Annotated in this window: 9 protein-coding genes; all 9 read right to left on the bottom strand. The window is 68.8% G+C overall.

Annotated features, from left to right (window positions below; translation table 11 throughout):
• Nucleotides 1-4 precede the first annotated feature (4 nt).
• Nucleotides 5-1,282, bottom strand: coding sequence for an MFS transporter (locus AB0G13_RS02300; RefSeq protein WP_357867665.1), 1,278 nt, complete (start codon nucleotides 1,280-1,282; stop codon nucleotides 5-7).
• Nucleotides 1,282-4,329 (bottom strand): amino acid adenylation domain-containing protein, encoded by a 3,048-nt coding sequence (locus AB0G13_RS02295; protein ID WP_357867663.1) that lies wholly within the window; start codon nucleotides 4,327-4,329, stop codon nucleotides 1,282-1,284. Before AB0G13_RS02295 ends, AB0G13_RS02300 begins: the two co-directional genes overlap by 1 nt.
• An 86-nt stretch (nucleotides 4,330-4,415) precedes the next feature.
• A complete protein-coding gene (locus AB0G13_RS02290) occupies nucleotides 4,416-6,344 on the bottom strand; it encodes an amino acid adenylation domain-containing protein (protein ID WP_357867661.1) in 1,929 nt (642 codons plus the stop codon).
• Nucleotides 6,345-6,362: 18 nt separating this feature from the next.
• Nucleotides 6,363-10,967 carry an amino acid adenylation domain-containing protein gene (locus tag AB0G13_RS02285; RefSeq protein ID WP_357867659.1) on the bottom strand — a complete coding sequence of 1,535 codons (4,605 nt, stop codon included), beginning with the start codon at nucleotides 10,965-10,967 and terminating at the stop codon, nucleotides 6,363-6,365.
• Between the two features lie 18 nt (nucleotides 10,968-10,985).
• Nucleotides 10,986-11,849 carry a hypothetical protein gene (locus tag AB0G13_RS02280; RefSeq protein WP_357867656.1) on the bottom strand — a complete coding sequence of 288 codons (864 nt, stop codon included), beginning with the start codon at nucleotides 11,847-11,849 and terminating at the stop codon, nucleotides 10,986-10,988.
• 24 nt (nucleotides 11,850-11,873) lie between these two features.
• Entirely contained in the window at nucleotides 11,874-12,827 is a 954-nt protein-coding gene (locus AB0G13_RS02275; RefSeq protein ID WP_357867655.1) for a fatty acid desaturase, read from the bottom strand.
• A gap of 9 nt (nucleotides 12,828-12,836) precedes the next feature.
• On the bottom strand, nucleotides 12,837-13,952 hold the full coding sequence (locus tag AB0G13_RS02270) for an amidinotransferase (protein ID WP_357867652.1): 1,116 nt from the start codon (nucleotides 13,950-13,952) through the stop codon (nucleotides 12,837-12,839).
• Nucleotides 13,942-14,994, bottom strand: a complete 1,053-nt coding sequence (locus AB0G13_RS02265) for an aldo/keto reductase (protein ID WP_357867650.1) — start codon at nucleotides 14,992-14,994, stop codon at nucleotides 13,942-13,944. Before AB0G13_RS02265 ends, AB0G13_RS02270 begins: the two co-directional genes overlap by 11 nt.
• Before the next feature lie 206 nt (nucleotides 14,995-15,200).
• A complete protein-coding gene (locus AB0G13_RS02260; protein WP_357867647.1) occupies nucleotides 15,201-17,300 on the bottom strand; it encodes a BTAD domain-containing putative transcriptional regulator in 2,100 nt (699 codons plus the stop codon).
• Nucleotides 17,301-17,341 lie beyond the last annotated feature (41 nt).

Genomic DNA, 17,341 nt, shown 5'->3' with positions numbered 1-17,341 from the left:
CGCCTCACTGCATTTCCTCTGTTTCCGTTCGTGGCTTGCTCGGTGCCGTATCGATCTCCCGCCACACCTTGAAGAGACCGAGGCTCAACGTCGCCACCGCGTAGATGCCCGCGAAGATGAGCAGGGTCCCGGTGAGGCCGGCGGCGGAGATGAGACCGCCTCCGACGATCGGGCCGAGTGGGACCATCGCGAAGGCCGCGGCGGATATCGCGCCCAGCCCCCGGGCACGCATGTTCTCCGGAATGCGGTGGTACTGCGTGGTGCGCAGGATCGGATTGATCATGCCGCCACAGAACCCGGTCGCCGCGACCACCGCGAAGATCAACGGCAGGGCGGGTTCGGCGGCAAGGACGAGACAGCGGGGCAGCCCGACCAACATGAAGACCACGGTGAAGAGCAGCCTGCGGGGCAGCCGGTGGGCCACCGAGCCGAATGCGATACCACCGACGACCCCGGCGACTGCCGAGGTGCCGATGAGCAGGCCGACCGCGCCCGCGCCCGACAGCACCTGATCGCCGTACACCGGCAGCACCACGCTGTAGTAGGCCACGTCGAGCATGTTCGTCACGGCCAGGAGCAGCGCGATCGAGCGCAGCAGCCGGTCCCGCCACAGGAAGGCGAACCCCTTCAGCAGGCCCCCGAGGTATGACTCCTGCGCGGCGTCGGTCTTGGGCTGCGTCGCTCCCGACACGGCAACGATCAACGCCGCCAGCACGAAGGTCCCCGCGTCCACCAGCAGCACGTTGACCGGACCGATCAGCGCGATCAGGAGACCGGCGAGCGGAGCGCCGGCCATCCGCGCCCCACGTTCGACCACCTCCAGCATGCTCGACGCCCGCTCGATGGTCATCCCGGCCTGTTGCGTCAACGCCGGCAGCAACGCCTCACGGGCGGCGTTGCCCGGTACGTCGAAGGCGGCCCCGAGGAAGACGAGGGCGAGCAGCACCGGGAACGTCAGCACGCCGGCGAGGTGCAGCAGCGGGATCAGCGCCACCATCGCCGCGCCGAAGAGGTCGGCGATGACGCTCGCCCGGCGATATCCGATGCGGTCGACCAGGACGCCGCCGAACGTCAAGGACAGCAGGATCGGCAGGAAGGACGCCGCGGCCGCGAAGCCCGTCTGGGTGGCACTTCCCGTCGTGTGGAGCACGAACCACGGCACCGCGAGATACGTCATCGAGTTGCCGGCGAGTGAGATCCCGTGCGCGGTCAGCACCGCGAACAGCGGGTACCGGCTTCGTCGTCCCACCTGCGCGGCAGGTGCGCTGAGGCTAGCGGCCATCAGGAGTCCTTCGAGAACACGGAGATCGGCACGTTGTCACCGTCGAGCATGGAGTCGATCAGCCGGTCGACGGTTCGTACGGTCGAGTCCGCCCAACCCGGGTCGAACAGCACGCTGTCGTACACGAGGTGCAGATCGATGTCGGAGGGGCGCTGGGTGGCGAACAGTGCTATCGGATAACGCGACCAGGCATCGGGCGGATCGACCGGAGTGATCGTAAGGCCGGGGATCCCGGCGCCGTCGTCGGCTCCCTCCTGCATGTTGAACAGCGCCTGGGCGAGATGCACGTCCGTCAGGCTCTCGCGCACGCTCTCGAGCGGTGGCTCGGCGTGCGCGAAACCGTCGAGCAGGCTGGCCCGGACCCGCGTCAACAACTCGGGCAGCGTCAGATCCGCCGTGACGTCGGCGCGTAGCAGCAGCGTGTTGGCCACGAAGCCGATCATGTCCTTGAGTTCGGGACGCGCACGGTTCGCGACCGGTGTCGCGACATGGAACGACTCCTGGCCGAACGAGAGGAACAGCGCTGCCTGGAACACGGCCATCAGCAGCATGGACGGCGTCGTCTGGGTACGGGATGCCAGCCGGAGCAGGTCCCAGGTCCGTTGCTCGCCCAGCGTTCCCACGCGATGCCCTCGGCGCTGGTAGCGCTCCTCGGTGAAGGGGTACCCGTCCGGCAACGTGATCAGTGGCGCTCCTCCTGCCATCTGCTTGCGCCAGTAGGTGATGTCGGAATCCCAGGTGCCCGACTCGAGTTGGGTGCGCTGCCAGGTGGCGAAGTCCGGGTACTGGAGCGGTACGGGTGCCAGCGCCCCGGGCAGCCCCGACGAGAACGCCCGGTACGACGCGGTCAGCTCCCGGTAGAAGTTGCCCATCGAGTGGCCGTCGAACACGATGTGGTGCGCCACCAGGAAGAAGACGTGCTCCTGTGCGGACAGTCGGAGGAGACCGGCCCGCCATAGCGGCCCGTCCGCGAGGTCGAAGCCCCGATGCACCACCTCGCGGATGCGTTCGGTCAACGCGTCCGGCGGCTCTGTCTCGAGGTCCTCCACGGGCAGGATGACCGGCGCGGGTGGGTGCGTGCGGACCGCAGGTTCGCCGTCCAGTTCGGGAAACACCGTGCGGAGCGAATCGTGACGGCGGACGATCTCCGTGGTGGCGTCGGTGAGGGCGGCGACGTCCAGCCCGCCACGCATGCGGAAGATTCCCGCCACGTTGTAGCAGGCATTGCCCGGGGCGAGGTGGCGGTCGATGTGCCAGATGCGCGCCTGGGACGGCGAGAGCCGCGGACTGTCGCCCGGCGAGCGACCGACCACCGGTCTGCGTTCATGGTCGCCGGTGGTGCGCCGGAGTAGGTCGGCCATGGCCGCCACCGTCGGCGCCTCGAAGACCGCCGGGAGAGGTATCTCCGTGTCCAACACGTCGGAGATCCGGGCGGCCAACCGCATGGCGAGCAGGGAGTGCCCACCGAGGTCGAAGAAGCTGTCGTGGACGCCCACCACGGTCGTGTCCAGCACCTCGGCCCAGACGGGGATCAGGGCCTCCTCGAGCGGATCGCTCGCGGCGGTGGGCGCGTCGAGCAGCTCGGAGCGGTCCGCCTCAGGCTCGGGCAGTGCCTGACGATCGATCTTGCCGGTCCGGTTGCGCGGCAGGCTGTCCATCGGCACGAAGGTCGTAGGTATCGAGTGGTCCGGCAGCGTTTCGGCCAGGCTCGCCCGCAGGTCGCCGATGGTCGGTCGTGGACCCTTGTCCGACCAGGCCACGTAGGCCACGAGCGCGCCGTCCCACATCCGGCACGCTGCTTCCCTGACCGCTGGCAGGGCGGACAGGACGGCCTCGACCTCGCCCAGTTCGACGCGCTGACCGCGGATCTTGACCTGGTTGTCGGTCCTGCCGAGGAACTCCAGGGCCCCGTCCGCACCCACCCGCGCCGTGTCGCCCGTGCGGTACATGCGTTCACCGGGACGGCCGTACGGATTCGGTACGAAGCTCTCCGCGGTGATGCCGGGGCTCTGCCAGTACCCGAGGGTCAGCCCGGCTCCGCTGATGTAGACGTCTCCGGACATGCCGTCCGGCACCGGATTCAGCAGTTGGTCGAGTAGCCGGACGGAGACGCCGGGGATCGGCTGCCCGATCGGCACGTCGGTGCCGGCCGATCCTGCGGGTATCTCGTACGCGGTGGCCGTCATCGTGCACTCGCTTGGCCCGTACATGTTCACGATCTTCGCGTTCACGAAGATCCGCCGCAGCGCGGCGACATCCGCATGGTGCAGCTTCTCGCCGCTGACCAGGATCACGCGTACGCCTGGAACGGTGGTGTCCAGCCGGTCCGCTTCCCGGACGAGTTCACGCACCAGCGAGGGCACGACCGCGAGGACGGCGGTCACCCGGGCGTCCACGACCACCCGCAACGCCGCCGCGGCGTCCCGGCCGCCCGTCGGCGTGATCACGGTGCGGGCGCCCACCGTGAGCGGGAAGAACATGTCACGCAGCGAGGCGTCGAACGAGACCGCGGCGAGTTGGACCACCAGGTCGTCGGCGCCGATGTACCGCTCACGGCGCAGATTGTCGAAGTAGTTCAGCACGCCGCCGTGCATGCCCGCGATCGCCTTGGGTGTGCCGCTGGAACCCGAGGTGAAGTAGACGTAGGCGACGTCGTCCGGCTGGATCGTCGGCGGGTCGCCGACGACGGTGTCGTCCTCGGCGGACAGGATCTCGGCGAGGTCGAGCCAGGTGGTGGTCCCGTGGAGCTCCGCCCGGTCGCTGTCGGTCACGCCGAGAAGCGGCGGTCCGACGGACAGCGCGCGCCGCAGTCGATCGCCTGGGTGATCGGAGTCGAGTGGCACGACCGCCGCTCCCGACTGCCACACCGCCATCATCGTGGCGACGAGCCAGGGCGAACGGTTCAGGTGCACGGCGACGAACGTGCCGGGTCCAGCACCGTGCCGTCGGAGCTGGCGGGCGATCCGGTCGGCGGTCTCACCGAGCCGCTGGTACGTCCACGAACCACCGTCGTGCAGCACGGCGGGCGCGGCGGGCGTACGCGTCACGTATGACCTGATCCGTGCGGGTATGCCGCCGGCCCATCCATCGACGGAGGCGGCTTCCGGCATTTCTCGCACGATGTCCCCTCCGGTCACGTCCGCACGGCCGCATCGCTGGACGCCGATGCCTCCTGTAGCAACTGCTCCGCCGCTGCGGTGATCTTCCGCCATGTCGGCGCATCCTCCGCGAGCGAGGAACAGAACTCCCGGATGGTCGGCGCCGCGAAGACCTGCGTGACCGCCACCTCCACGCCGAGCACGGCGTTGACCGCGGCGACGAGCCGCATGGCCCCCAGTGAGTTCCCGCCCGACTCGAAGAAGTTGGCGTCGGTGCCGGGGACGGGGGCGCCGAGAACGTCCTCCCACAGGCTCATGAGAACTTCCTCGACGGGCGAGTCCGCCGCCCGTGGGCCGCCTCGGCGATCAGACCGGGGCGCAGGTTCGGGCAGCGCGGCCCGGTCGACCTTGCCGCTGGTCGTGAGCGGCAGGGCGGGCAGGATGGACACCACGTCCGGGACCATGTATTTCGGCAGCTTCTCGGCGAGATAGGCCCGCAGTCCCGCATCGTCGAGGTTCTCCGACCTGGTGGTGACATAGGCGAAGAGTCGACGGTCGCCAGCGGGATCGGGACGGGCCACGGCGACGGCGTTCTTCACGTCCGGATGCTCGCGCAACGCGAACTCGACCTCGCCCAGTTCGACCCGAAAGCCCTGGATCTTGACCTGGAAGTCCTTTCGCCCGAGAAACTCCAGGTTCCCGTCGGGCAGGTAGCGACCGAGGTCGCCGGTCCGGTAGAGGACCTCGCCGGTGCGTGGATCGGTGACGAAACTCGCCGCGGTGCGTTCCGGATCGCGCCAGTAGCCGCTGGCCACTCCGATCCCACCGATGTGGAGCTCGCCCTCCACTCCGATCGGACAGGGCTTGCGGTCGGGGTCCAGGACGTGGAATCGCTGGTTCGCCATCGGCTTGCCGTACGGGATGCTCCGCCAGTCCGGCGACACCTCGCCGATGGGGTAGAGAACCGACCAGATCGACCCCTCGGTCGCGCCACCCGCGCTCACCACGAGTACGCCCGGCGCCAGGGCCCGGATCCGGTCCGGCAACAGCAGCGGCAGCCAGTCACCGCTCAGCAGCACGAGCCGCAGCGTGGACAGCGCCGTCGCGCCGTTGCTCCGGCTCTGCGCCAGCTCCGTCATCATGTCCATCAGTGCGGGCACGGAGTTCCAGATGGTCACGCCATGCCGGCTGACCGTGTCCAGCCACACCGCTGCGTCGGGCACCGCGGTGTGCGGCGGGAAGACGATCGTCGCCCCGGCGCCGAGGGTGCCGAAGATGTCGTAGATGGCCAGGTCGAACGTGAAGGAGGAGACCGCGATCACCCGGTCGCCGGGACGGACCTCGAACCGGGAGTTGATGTCGAGGATGGTGTTGACCGCGCCCCGGTGAGTGATCATCACGCCCTTCGGCGCGCCGGTCGACCCGGAGGTGTAGATGATGTATGCCAGCTCATCGGGGCTGGTGACGACCGCCGGCAACGGAGCGTCGCCCGGATGCTGGTCGTCGACGCGTACGCGCTGGATGCCCTCCGGCCAGCTCAGGTGATCGTCCACATCCGTGCGGGTGATCACGCAACCCGCTCCCGAGTGCTGGAGCAGCTGGGTGATCCGGGCCGCCGGGAAGTCCGGGTCGACGGGCACGAAGACAGCACCCACGCGCAGCGTGGCCAGCGCCGCGACCGCCTGCTCCCATCCCTTCCGCAGGACGATGGCGACGATGTCGCCGGGCGCGACTCCGCGTGCGACGAGCGCCTTGGACAAGGCGTCCGACCGATCGCCGACCTCGCGGTAGGTCAGCTCCCCGTCGGGGTGGACGATCGCGGGCAGCTCCGGTGTCCGGTCGACCGACGAGTAGAAGAGCGCATGGAGAGTCGAGTCGCCGTCAGGAAAGTCCACCCGTGTGCTGTTGGCCCGAGCGATCACATCGAGATCGGTCCCGATCGACGACCCGTCCAGCTCTGCCATTGCTGCTCTCCATCCTGATCACATCGTTTCCGCGGAAGAAGGTGCTGGTGTGCCGTGGAGAGCGCTCAGCGGCTTGTCGGGTGCCGAGGCTGCTGTCGCGAGCAACGTCGTGTAGTGGTCGGCAAGTCGCCGTGCGGTCGAGTGGTCGAACAGGTCGACGGAGTAGGTGATCGCGCCCGCGATTCGGCCGTCGTCGACCCGGACACCGACAGCGAGGTCGAACTTGGCGGCCTCGTCGCCCAGCGGCACGGTGCTCACCTTGATGCCAGGCAACTCGGGAAGGCTCTCTCCGCCTTCCTCAGCGGAGAACATCACCTGGAAGAACGGCGTGCGACCGGGTTCTCGTCGTGGCGCCAGCCGCTCGACCAGCCGCTCGAACGGGACGTCCTGGTTGGCGTACGCGTCCAGCGCCACGTTCCGGGCCCGCCTGACCAGCTCCGTGAAGTCCGGATCACCGGACAGGTCCATCCGCAACACCAACGTGTTGACGAAGAACCCGATGATTCGTTCGAGCTCCACCCGGCTGCGGCCCGCGGCCGGAGTGCCCACGGCCACGTCGGTCGTCCCGCACCATCGCGCCGACACCCCGCACCATCCGGCCAGCGCGACCATGAACAGCGTCGCCCCGCAGTCGCGGGCCACCTCGCGTAGGCGCGCGGCCACGACGTCCGGTACGGAGAACTCCACCACGCCGCCCCGGCCGGAGGCCACGCTCGGGCGGGGCCGGTCGGCCGGGACCTGCGCCGTCGCCAATCCGGCCAGCTGCGCTCGCCAGTACGCCAACTGCCGCTCGGCGATTCCGCTGTCCAGCCAGTTCCGCTGCCAGTACGCGAAGTCCGAGTAGCGCAGTGGCACGGCCGGCAGATCCGGCGCTCCGCCCTCGGCCACCTGCCCGTACACCTGCGACAACTCGTCCCACAGGACGTTCATCGACCAGCCGTCGACCGCCACGTGGTGCGCGGCGAAGACGAAGACGAACTCCTCGACGCCGATCCGCGCCAGCAGGCCCCGCGCCAGTGGCCCGACCCGCAGGTCGAACGCGCCGAAGGCGCAGCCGTCGACCAGCCGAGCCAGCTCGGCGTCCCGCCGATCGGGGTCGACTCCGGTCAGGTCGACGACCTCGGTGCGGAAGGAACCCGGTGGCAGGGTTACCAGCGTCGGGTTGTCGTCCCGGCCGTGGATGCGTGACCTGAGGAGCTCATGCCGGGTGACGAGGTACGACAGCGAGTCGGTGAAGGCCTGCTCGTCGAGCGCTCCGGACAGCCGCAGCGCCACGTAACTGTTGTAGTCGCGGCGGCGCGGGTCGAGGTTGTAGAGGAACCACAGTCGTAGCTGGTATGCGGACAACCGGGCCTGGACGTCGTCGGGACGTGGGGGTATCTCCGGTTGTGCCTCATGACGCGCGCGCTTGACCGCGTCGACGAATCTGGCCAGCACCGGGAACTCGAAGAGTGTTCTCACCGCCAGTTCGATCCGCAGCGCCTGGCGGAGCCGCGACACCACCCTGGCAGCCCGCAGCGAGTGCCCGCCGAGTTCGAAGAAGTCGTCGTCGAGCCCCACCCGGTCGATGTCGAGTTCGCGCTCCCACACGCCCGCGACGATCTTCCCGATGTCGTCGCGGGGCGGGACGTAGGTCCGCTCGGACCGGGTGACCACGACGTCGGGAAGGGCCGCCCGGTCCACCTTGCCGGTCGGCGTCATCGGGAGCTGGTCCAGTGCCGCGAACGCGGTGGGAACCATGTGGTCGGGCAGGGTCACCCGCAGGTGGGCGCGTAGTTCCGACCAGGTTGCCCGCAGTCCGGTCTGCCAGACCACGTAGCCGGTCAGTACGGGATCACGTTCCTCGCCGCGCACGGCCACCACCGCATGGGCCACCGCGGGATGAGCGGACAGTGCGGCTTCGACTTCGCCCAGTTCGACCCGGTGCCCGTGGAGCTGGACCTGGTGGTCCCGCCGGCCGCCGTACATCAGAGATCCGTCGGCGGACCAGGACGCGAGGTCGCCGGTCCGGTACACCCGCGAGCCCGGCGGCCCGTAGGGATCCGGTACGAAGCGCTCGGCGGTGAGAGCCGGCCTGCCGACGTAGCCGCGCGCCACCCCGAGTCCACCTATGACGAGCTCGCCCTGCACGCCGATGGGCACCATCTGGCCGTTGTCGTCCAGGACCCGCACCACTGCGCCACGGATCGGACGACCGATGGGCACCCGGACGCCAGGTGCCCCGTCCTCCACGGTGTACATCGTCGTGTAGACGGTGCCTTCGGCCGGGCCGTAGACGTTCCACAGGGTGTGCAGCCGCGGAACCAGCCGTTGGGCCAGATCGCCGGGCAACGTCGCACCACCGGAGGAAACCCGCAGCTCGGCCGAGCTCCACTCCTCGGGAAGCAGCGACGAGGTCGCGGGGGAGGCGTGCGTGACCGTCACACGGTGCCGATCGATGGCCGCCGCGAACTGGTCGCCGTCCGCGGCGACCTCACGGGACAGCACGGCCACCCGCGCGCCACATGCCAGTGGCGCCAGCAGTTCCACGATCACCACGTCGGACGCCTGGGACGCGATGGCGCCCATGGTGTCGGACGGGGTCAGTTCGAGCCGGTCGCACACGTCCAGCATCATGTTGGCCAGTCCCCGGTGGGTGATCATCACACCCTTGGGCTCACCGGTCGAGCCGGACGTGAAGGCGAGGTAGGCCAACGTGTCCGGGTCGGCGGCCTGATGCCCCGGCTGCGCGGAGGGAACGACAGGCCGCGTCGTCGCCCGGTCGAAGTCGATCGCGGTCACGGACGTGGGCAGCCCGTCGGCTCGGATCCCGTCCCGGACCACGACGGCCGTGGCCCCGGACAACGTCACGATGCGTTCGATCCGGTTGGCCGGATAGGTCGGATCGATCAGGACGAAGGCGCCACCTGCCGCCAGAACGGCGACCATCGAGACGATGACCGCCGGCGAGCGTTCCATCAGGATGCCCACCACGGACTCCGGTCCGACTCCGCTGTCGCTCAACGACTCGCGGACGGCGCCGACCTGGCGATCCAACTCGCGGTACGTCAGTTCGCCGCCGTCCCAGACCACGGCCACGGATCCAGCGTCGCGCCGGGCTCGTTCCGTGATCACCTCATGCAGATACGGCAGCGTCTCAGGGGCTCGCGGCCCGTCTCCGAGTCTGGTCAGGTGGTCGCGCTCGTCGGCGGAGAGAGAACCGAGAGCGCTCAGGGGCGCGCCCGGTGACGTGGCGGCCGCCGTCAGCACGGTCTCGTAGTGCGTCGCGATGCGCTGCGCGGTGTCGCGGTCGAACAGGTCCGCCGAGTAGTTGACGGTGCCGATGATCCTGTCGCCCTCGACCTGTACGCGGACGCCGAGGTCGAACTTGGCCGTGTCGACGCCCAGTGGCATCGGGGTCACCGCGACGCCCGGCAGTCGCGGAACAGCCGGCTCGCCGTCCTCCACCGAGAACATGACCTGGAAGTACGGCGTACGGCCGGGATCGCGCCGACGGATCAGCTTCTCCACCAGCCGTTCGAACGGCACGTCCTGATGCGCGTACGCACTCGTGGCGACGTCGCGCACCCGCCGGACGAGTTCGCTGAAGCGTGGATCGCCGGACAGCTCCACCCGGAGCACCAGTGTGTTGACGAAGAAACCGACCATCCGCTCGAGCTCCGCCCGGCTCCGGCCCGCGACCGGAGTGCCCACGGCCACGTCGGTCGTCCCGGACCAGCGCGTCAGGACTGCGTACCAGGCGGCCAGCACCACCATGAACAGCGTCGCCCCGCAGTCGCGCGCCACCTCACGCAACTGTCCCGCCACCGCGTCCGGCACCTCGAAGCTCACCACGCCGCCCCGGCCGGAGCTCACGACCGGGCGGGGCCGGTCGGCCGGGATCTCGGTCGTGACCAGGCCGGCCAGATGCTCCCGCCAGTAGGCCAACTGTCGCTCCGCGGCGGCGCCTTCCAGCCACTCCCGTTGCCAGGCCGCGTAGTCCGAGTAATCCAGCGACACCTCGGGAAGACCCGGGGCATCGCCGTCGGTCGCCGTCCGGTACGCATGGGACAACTCGTCCCACAAGATGGTCATCGACCACCCGTCGACCACGATGTGATGGGCGACGAGGACGAAGACGAACTCCTCGTCGTCGACCCGCACCAAGAGGCCACGGATCAGCGGTCCGAGCCGCAGGTCGAACACGCCGAAGGCGCAGCCCTCGAGCAACCGCGCCAACTGCTCGGCACCGTCGCTGTGGCCGACGAGGTCGTGGTGCTCGAAGTCCAGCCAGGAGTCGGCGCTGGCGCTCAGCTCCAACACACCGTCGCGCTCGGTGAACACGGTGCGGAGCACCGTGTGACGCCGGACGACCTCGGCGACCGCGCGCTCCAGCGCCCCGGCGTCCACCGGCCCGTGCAGGCGGAACGCGTGGTGCACGTTGTACGCGGAGCGCTCGTCGAGCAACTGTTCGGTCAGCCAGAGTCGTTCCTGGGCGTAGGACGCCACGGGGGAGGAGCCGGCGTCGCGCCGCCGTAACGAGTCCTGCGTGGTGGCCCGCAACCGGGCGTCGATCAGCCGCTTGAGCTTAGCCGAACGCCCCGGGTCAACCCCGGCGGCGCCGGGTTGCGTCGGGTCAGGCACAGTTGTCTCCTCGGCGCATCAGGTCCACCAGATAAGCTCGTCGTCCCCGGTCAGGCCGGTGAAGCAGGTCAGCAGCAACCGCCTGCCGGAGTCCGGCAGCGGTCCACCGAGCACCGCGTGCACGAGGTTCCCGTTGATGACACACAGATCCCCGGTGTCGGCGGGGACGACCAGGCTGGGGATGTCGTCGAGCAACTCCGGCGGATAGGGAAATCCGCTGTGCGTGAGCCCCAACCGGTCCCTGCTGGGATCATCCGGCTCGACGTTCCACAGCTTGATTTGACCTGTTCCCACCGGGACGTGCGGGTAGACGTTCACCGCCATCACCCGCCGCACGGTCTGCACCTCGAAACCCGCCTGGAGCGGGTCACTGAGCTGAGCCAGGTCGTCGTGCGGCATGAGCAGGTATTCGCCGGTCTTGTTCCAGCACACCGCCTTGGAGTCACCGGCGGCGCGGCCGTCGTGCGTGGCCGGGCGGACCCCTTTCACCAGGCCCTGGCCGGCGAGACGGTCACGGAACTCCGCCACCGGGTTGGTGGCGTCTCGGTAGAGATCGGCAACCGCGTGAGCGACCCGCGCGGCCCGGGTCAGGTACTCGTCGGTGGTTATCTCGATGTGCGAGGCGCCGACCAGGTAGCCCTCGACGCCGTCCGCACCGTCGCCGTAGCGTGGCGTCCGTCTGTCGGAAGCCCAGAAGTTCGCGGCAATCTGTGCGCAGTCCGCCGGAGCGACAAAGTTGCGGATCCGGTACGCGGCCAGTTCGCCTCGCAGGACGTCGAACACGGCATCGACGTCGACCTCGCGAACGGTTTCGTGTAGCCGGAACCCCTCACGCGACAGCGCTCTGCCCGTGATCCGAGACACCGTCGCCTTGTGGTCCACGGGCTTCTCCGTTCTCGGTCGCGGTCATCGTGGTTCGCCGACGCTGTCGTGGTGCAGCAGCGAACGGCGGGTGTGGAGGAAACCGAGCATCGCGGGCACCGGGCTGATGATCCGCGTCCTGCCGTCCAGCCGGTCGCGGAACCTCTCCCGCACCGTGGGCAGCTGTGACCAGTGGGAGTTCGGGCTGAGGTGGTGCTCCTGGTGGTACCCGTCGTTGAACGTCAACTTGTTGTACAGGCGGCTGTAGTGGCTCACCGAGTCCGCCGCCCGGTCACCCGGGTCCGCCCCGTAGTGCCGGTAGTAGTTCTGCACGTTCACCATCGTCAGCGCCAGGAAGGTCGCGGGCAGGTACGACAGCAGGGCCCACTGCCATGAGACGGCCGCGAACAGCACGATGGACAGGCAGTACGCGGCCCGGTCGGCACGTACCTGGAGCAGTTCCCGGCTACGCCGGGGTTCGCGGCGGGAGGCGAGCGACTGCAGTTCGTGCTCGTCGTCGCCGACCCGCCACAGCCGGTAGACATAGGACAGCTCCCGGGCGCGGTTCTTCAGGCTGTCCAGCGCGCCCCCGACGGCGTAGCGCAGGAGTGGGGCGTGTTCGCCGTCCTTGCCGTCGCGATACGTGGACGAGAGATCCCTCGTGGCGCCGTCCTCGCCTACCGGATCGTTGTTGAATCGGTGGTGGTTGCGTACGTGCGTGAGGTGGTACGCCTGAACCGACTGTGCGATGTTGACCGAGTTCAGGAGCGACACCATCGCGTTCAACCGTACCGACGTGAACCATGGCACATGGGTGAACAGGTGGCTGACCACGATGATGTTGTAGGACATCAGCACGGCGATGCCCGCGGTCGAAGCCACCTTCCAGAGGAGCGATGACTCTTCCCACACGGTGGCCAGCCAGAGCGTGACCACCAGCTGCGCGACGCTGTATCCGAGCAGCAGGGCGTCCTTCGGCGTGTTCTTCCACACCCGCACGTCAGCCCCCTAGAAGTAGGATCGCAGAGCACCCCGGCGGCGCACGTCTAACGTGGCGCAGTGGAACGATCCGCCGAAGCTGTTGAAATTCCGGAAGTTGCAGGGAATCGGAGTGAAGCCGGAGTTCTTCAGCAGTGAGATCATCGGCTCGTCCTGACGCTCGACGACCACCCGTTCCTCGTCCAGCATGAGGATGTTCATGTTGATCCACTTGCTGGTCATGTACAGCGGGTGCGAGTCCGGGATGATGGGCTTCGGCGCGGTGATGACATCCCAGCCCTTGAACAGGTCCGGCACCTTGCGGATGCGCTCAGGATTGATCAACACCTTGCCGGGCGCCATGGGAACCAGGGTCGCGTCGATGTGCATCGGATGGGTGTCTTCGAATTCGAAGACGTGGATCCGGTAGTCGTCACCGAGGTGCCTGGCGAGCCATTCGATGCCGAACGCATTGGTGACATTGCTCATCTGGGCGATGATGTCGCGCCCGCACCGCGTGAAGTCCGCCGCGTCGAATGTCGGCTCGAACTCTGTCACGACCAGCCGCCGTGGCCCATCCTCGCCGGGATCGACCCAGGTGGAGTCGAACTGCTCGTCCTTCAGCTCCGGCTTCGGGCCGGCGCTCCACTTCGCACCGCCGTGGAAGTACTCCTTGAGCAGCGGCCGGTAGGCGAGAGTCTCGAAATAGCGGGAGCGCCACGCGGTCGGGCACTCGATGATCTCGTCGCCGACCACGAGGAGGACGTCGCGCGGCATTGCCGCGTACATGCCCGTGCTGGACCAGTCGAGCGTGCTGTACGGGACGTTCTGGGGAATGGGTTCCGGCCGCCGGACGGTCACCCCTTCGCCTTCCAGGATGTGGACGAACTCGTCCAACTCCTTCCTGGCCGCCGCTACCGCCTCCGGTGGGAACGGCTTGCCCGCGTTGCGCTGGAAGGTGTCGTGCTGATTGGTGGGCAACACCGGCGGAAGCGCGATGTGCCAGGGCGGGAAGTGTGCCTCGTCGACAATTCCGACGATCACCTCCTCCAGCGGATCCCACTCCGTGTGGCACCACACCGGACCCGTTTGCAGGTTCTTCGCGACCGCGCCCGAGGCACTGGTCTCCACTGCTTCAGCTGTCACGCTGTGCTTCCCCAAGTGTCTTCGTCGTGTCGGTGGCCCGCCGGCTCGTGCGGTGCGGTGCGAAGGTCTGGCGGTCTCCGGACCACGCCGACCGGGACGCCACGGCTTCCAGGCGTGCCAGGTCCGTGTCCGACAGCGACAACGTCGCGGCCTTGACGTTCTCGGCGACCCGAGCCCGGCTGCGGGTGCCGGGAATCGGCACGATGTCGTCGCCTTGCGCCAGCAGCCAGGCGAGTGCGAGCTGAGCGGGCGTGGTGCCGGTCTCCGCCGCGAGCTCACGCATCTGCGCGAGGGCGGCGCTGTTGCGCTCCAGGTGCTCGCCACGCAGGCGCGGGTCGAGGTGACGGTCGTCGCCGGCGGTCAGATCCGTCGTCCGCAGGTCGTTGCTGGTCAGGAAGCCCCGGCCGAGCGGGCTGTACGGGACGATCCCGATGCCGAGCTCACGTGCGGCGGGGACCACGTCGTCCTCCGGATCACGCCACCACAGGGACCACTCGTACTGCAACGCGGCGATCGGGTGGGTGGCCGCGGCGCGCTTGAGGTCGTCCGGCCCGATCTCCGAGACCCCGAGATACCGCACCTTTCCCTTGGTGACGAGTTCGCCCATCGCACCAATGGTTTCCTCGATCGCCACGTCGGGGTCCAGGCGGTGCAGGTAGTACAAGTCGATGTGGTCCACGTTCAGCCTGGACAGCGACGCGTCGCAGAAGCGCGCGACGTCCTCCGGCCTCGCCGAGACCCGTGCCGGACCGTCCCGCTCCTCCCGCAGGATGCCGAACTTTGTCGCCAGCGCCACCTCGTCCCGCCGCCCGGCCAGGGCCCGGCCGACGAGTCGTTCGTTGTCACCGGCGCCGTAGCTCATGGACGTGTCGATCATCGTCACGCCGTGATCGATCGCGTGCCGGATCGTGGCGATGGATTCGTCGTCGTCGGCTGGTCCGTAGTCCTGCGACATGCCCATGCACCCGAGGCCGACCGGGAAGACCGTGAGCCCCGATCCGCCCAGCGAACGTGCGGTTGCGACACTGGGGTTGACGTCCACATGGCCTCCAAGGGCGTAGATCGCTGGCGATGGAGACTTCCATCGTGGTGATCGGACTGACGCGTTTCATGATTGTGCGCGCGCGTGGCCGGACGCGGACACGACCGCGATCATCCGAGCCGGCCAAAAGCGCTGGTCAATGTCTTCGGCGCTGCCGGTAAGCGGGTCGACTACGGGTGTCGCCGCCACGTTCGACGGTCGATCCGTCACACCCGTGGCCGCGCGCCGGCCGCCAGCTCCACGGCGTACGCGTGCAGCAGGGGGTGCATGCCGTACCGCCGAGGCAGGATGCCCCTGATCAGGTGAGCACGGACGAGCTCGTCGAGCGATGGGCGGACGTGTTCCGTGGGCTCACCGGCGACCGCGGCCACGGCAGCCAGATCGATCTCCGTCTGTGGACGCGTTCCCAGCTCGACGAACAGTCGCGCCGCTCTCGAGCTCAGGTTGCGGTAGGACCAGGAGAACACCGTTCGCAGGTCGGTCGACGGGTCGCCGTCGTGCAGTGCGTCCAGGATCCGTCCGTTCGCGAGCTCACCGGCCAGTGCGGACAGGGAATGCGTGGGGTTGATGGCGGCCCTGGCGCCGACGACGGCCAGCGCGAGCGGCAACTGAGCGCACCGGGCGACCAGTTCGTCCGTTGCCTCCGGCTCAGCAGCCAACCGGTCGGCGCCCAGCCGCCTGCTCAGCAACGCTCTCGCCTCGGTCGCGGTCAGCAGGTCGAGTGTCAGTGGATGGGTGGCCTCCGCGGCGACCAGCCCGAGCAGCGCGTCACGGCTCGTCACCACGATGTGGCATCCCGGTGAGCCGGGCAGGAGAGGACGGACCTGGTCGGCGTCCCGGGCGTTGTCGAGCACCACGAGCACCCGTTTGCCCGCCAGCAGGCTGCGGTACGCGCTGGCCCGGTCGGCGAGTCCGGCGGGAACACGGTCGGCCCTGCCCCCGAGCGCCTCGATGAAACCAGGAAGGACCTCGCTCGGCGGCACCGGTTCCGGCTCCGGACCGAACCCACCGAGGTTGGCGTACAGGTGTCCGTCAGGGAACTGCTCCACCACGCGCCGGGCCCAGTGCACCGCGAGCGCGCTCTTGCCCACGCCTGCCATGCCGGATATGGCGACGCTGGTCACCGCGGTCGGATGCTGGTCGTCGGCGAGGATGGCGTCGAGTTGTGCGATGGACTCGGCGCGGCCGACGAAGCCGCGCGGCGCGGTCGGCAACTGAGTCGGCACCGGCCTCGCGACGACGACTGTCTGTCTGGAGGGCGCCGAGGGTAAGTAGGGCACGCTGCTCACACTGTCGAGTTCGCCACGCAGGATCGCCTGGTGCAGGTCACGCAGATCAGGACTGGGATCCAGACCCAGCTCGCCGGCCAACCGGTCACGCAACCCCATGAACACGTGCAGCGCCGCGGCCTGCTGCCCGCTCCCGGCGAGGGCGACCATCAGCCGGGCGTGCGCCGGCTCGTGCAACGGGTTGGCCTCGATGAGGCGATACATCACCGGTAGCACGTCATCGTGGCGGTTCAAGGCACTCGCTGTGGCCGCGTACTCGAGGATCGCCATCTCCTGGTGCCTGTTCAGCGCCGCCACCGCGGACTGGACCTGCAGCATCGGCAGGTCCTCCAACGTCTGGCCGCGCCACAGGCCGATCGCCTGCTGGTAGACGGTGAACGCCTCCTCCAGCCGCCCGGCGTCCCGGTCGCGGCGGGCCCGGGACACCAGACGCTCGAACGCGAGATGGTCGAGCTGGCTGTGATCGGCGGTGAGCATGTACCCGCCGCCCGCCGAAACCAGCACGTCACTGGTTCGCGCCGGTGACTGGGTGGACTGCAGCTTGCGCCGCAGCCGAGAGACCTGGGACCGCACGAGCTCGCCCGCCTTCGGCGGCGGCCTGCGTCCGTACACCTGCTCCACCAGCGACTCGATGCTGACCGGCACGCGTGGGGAGAGGGCGAGCATGCCGAGCAGGATGCGTCGGGGTTCCGACCCCAGGGTCACCGCCACGCCGTCGACCCGGACGGACAGGATACCCAGCACCCTGATCTGCAGATCCCTGGCCAGCAGCGGATGCTCCTGGCCGAGCTGGATCAGGTCACGCGCCTCGGCCGGCGACAGCCCGAGCACGGACGCGAGGCGGTACAACGTACTGGCCCGTGGTCGACTGACCCGGTGCTGCTCGAGATCACGCAGTCCACCCAGGCTGATGTTGGCTTTCGAGGCGAGCTGCTGCTGCGTCAGACCGGTGCGAAGACGAAGCGCCTGGATCCGCTGGCCGACCGACTCGGTGTTCGTCAGGTCTCGTTCAACCATCTTTATGTGCCATGTCCCTTCTCAGCGATGGGTACCGCCGG

The sequence above is a fragment of the Micromonospora sp. NPDC023633 genome (genome assembly GCF_040640035.1).
Taxonomy (GTDB): Bacteria; Actinomycetota; Actinomycetes; order Mycobacteriales; family Micromonosporaceae; genus Micromonospora.
The sequence above is the reverse complement of the archived record's forward strand: the minus strand, read 5'-3'. Positions and strand labels throughout refer to the sequence as shown.

Excerpts from the sequence above, each read along its gene's own strand:
- AB0G13_RS02300 (WP_357867665.1), bottom strand. The coding sequence starts at position 1,282 with ATGGCCGCTAGCCTCAGCGCACCTGCCGCGCAGGTGGGACGACGAAGC.
- AB0G13_RS02260 (WP_357867647.1), bottom strand. The coding sequence starts at position 17,300 with ATGGTTGAACGAGACCTGACGAACACCGAGTCGGTCGGCCAGCGGATC.
- AB0G13_RS02290 (WP_357867661.1), bottom strand. The coding sequence starts at position 6,344 with ATGGCAGAGCTGGACGGGTCGTCGATCGGGACCGATCTCGATGTGATC.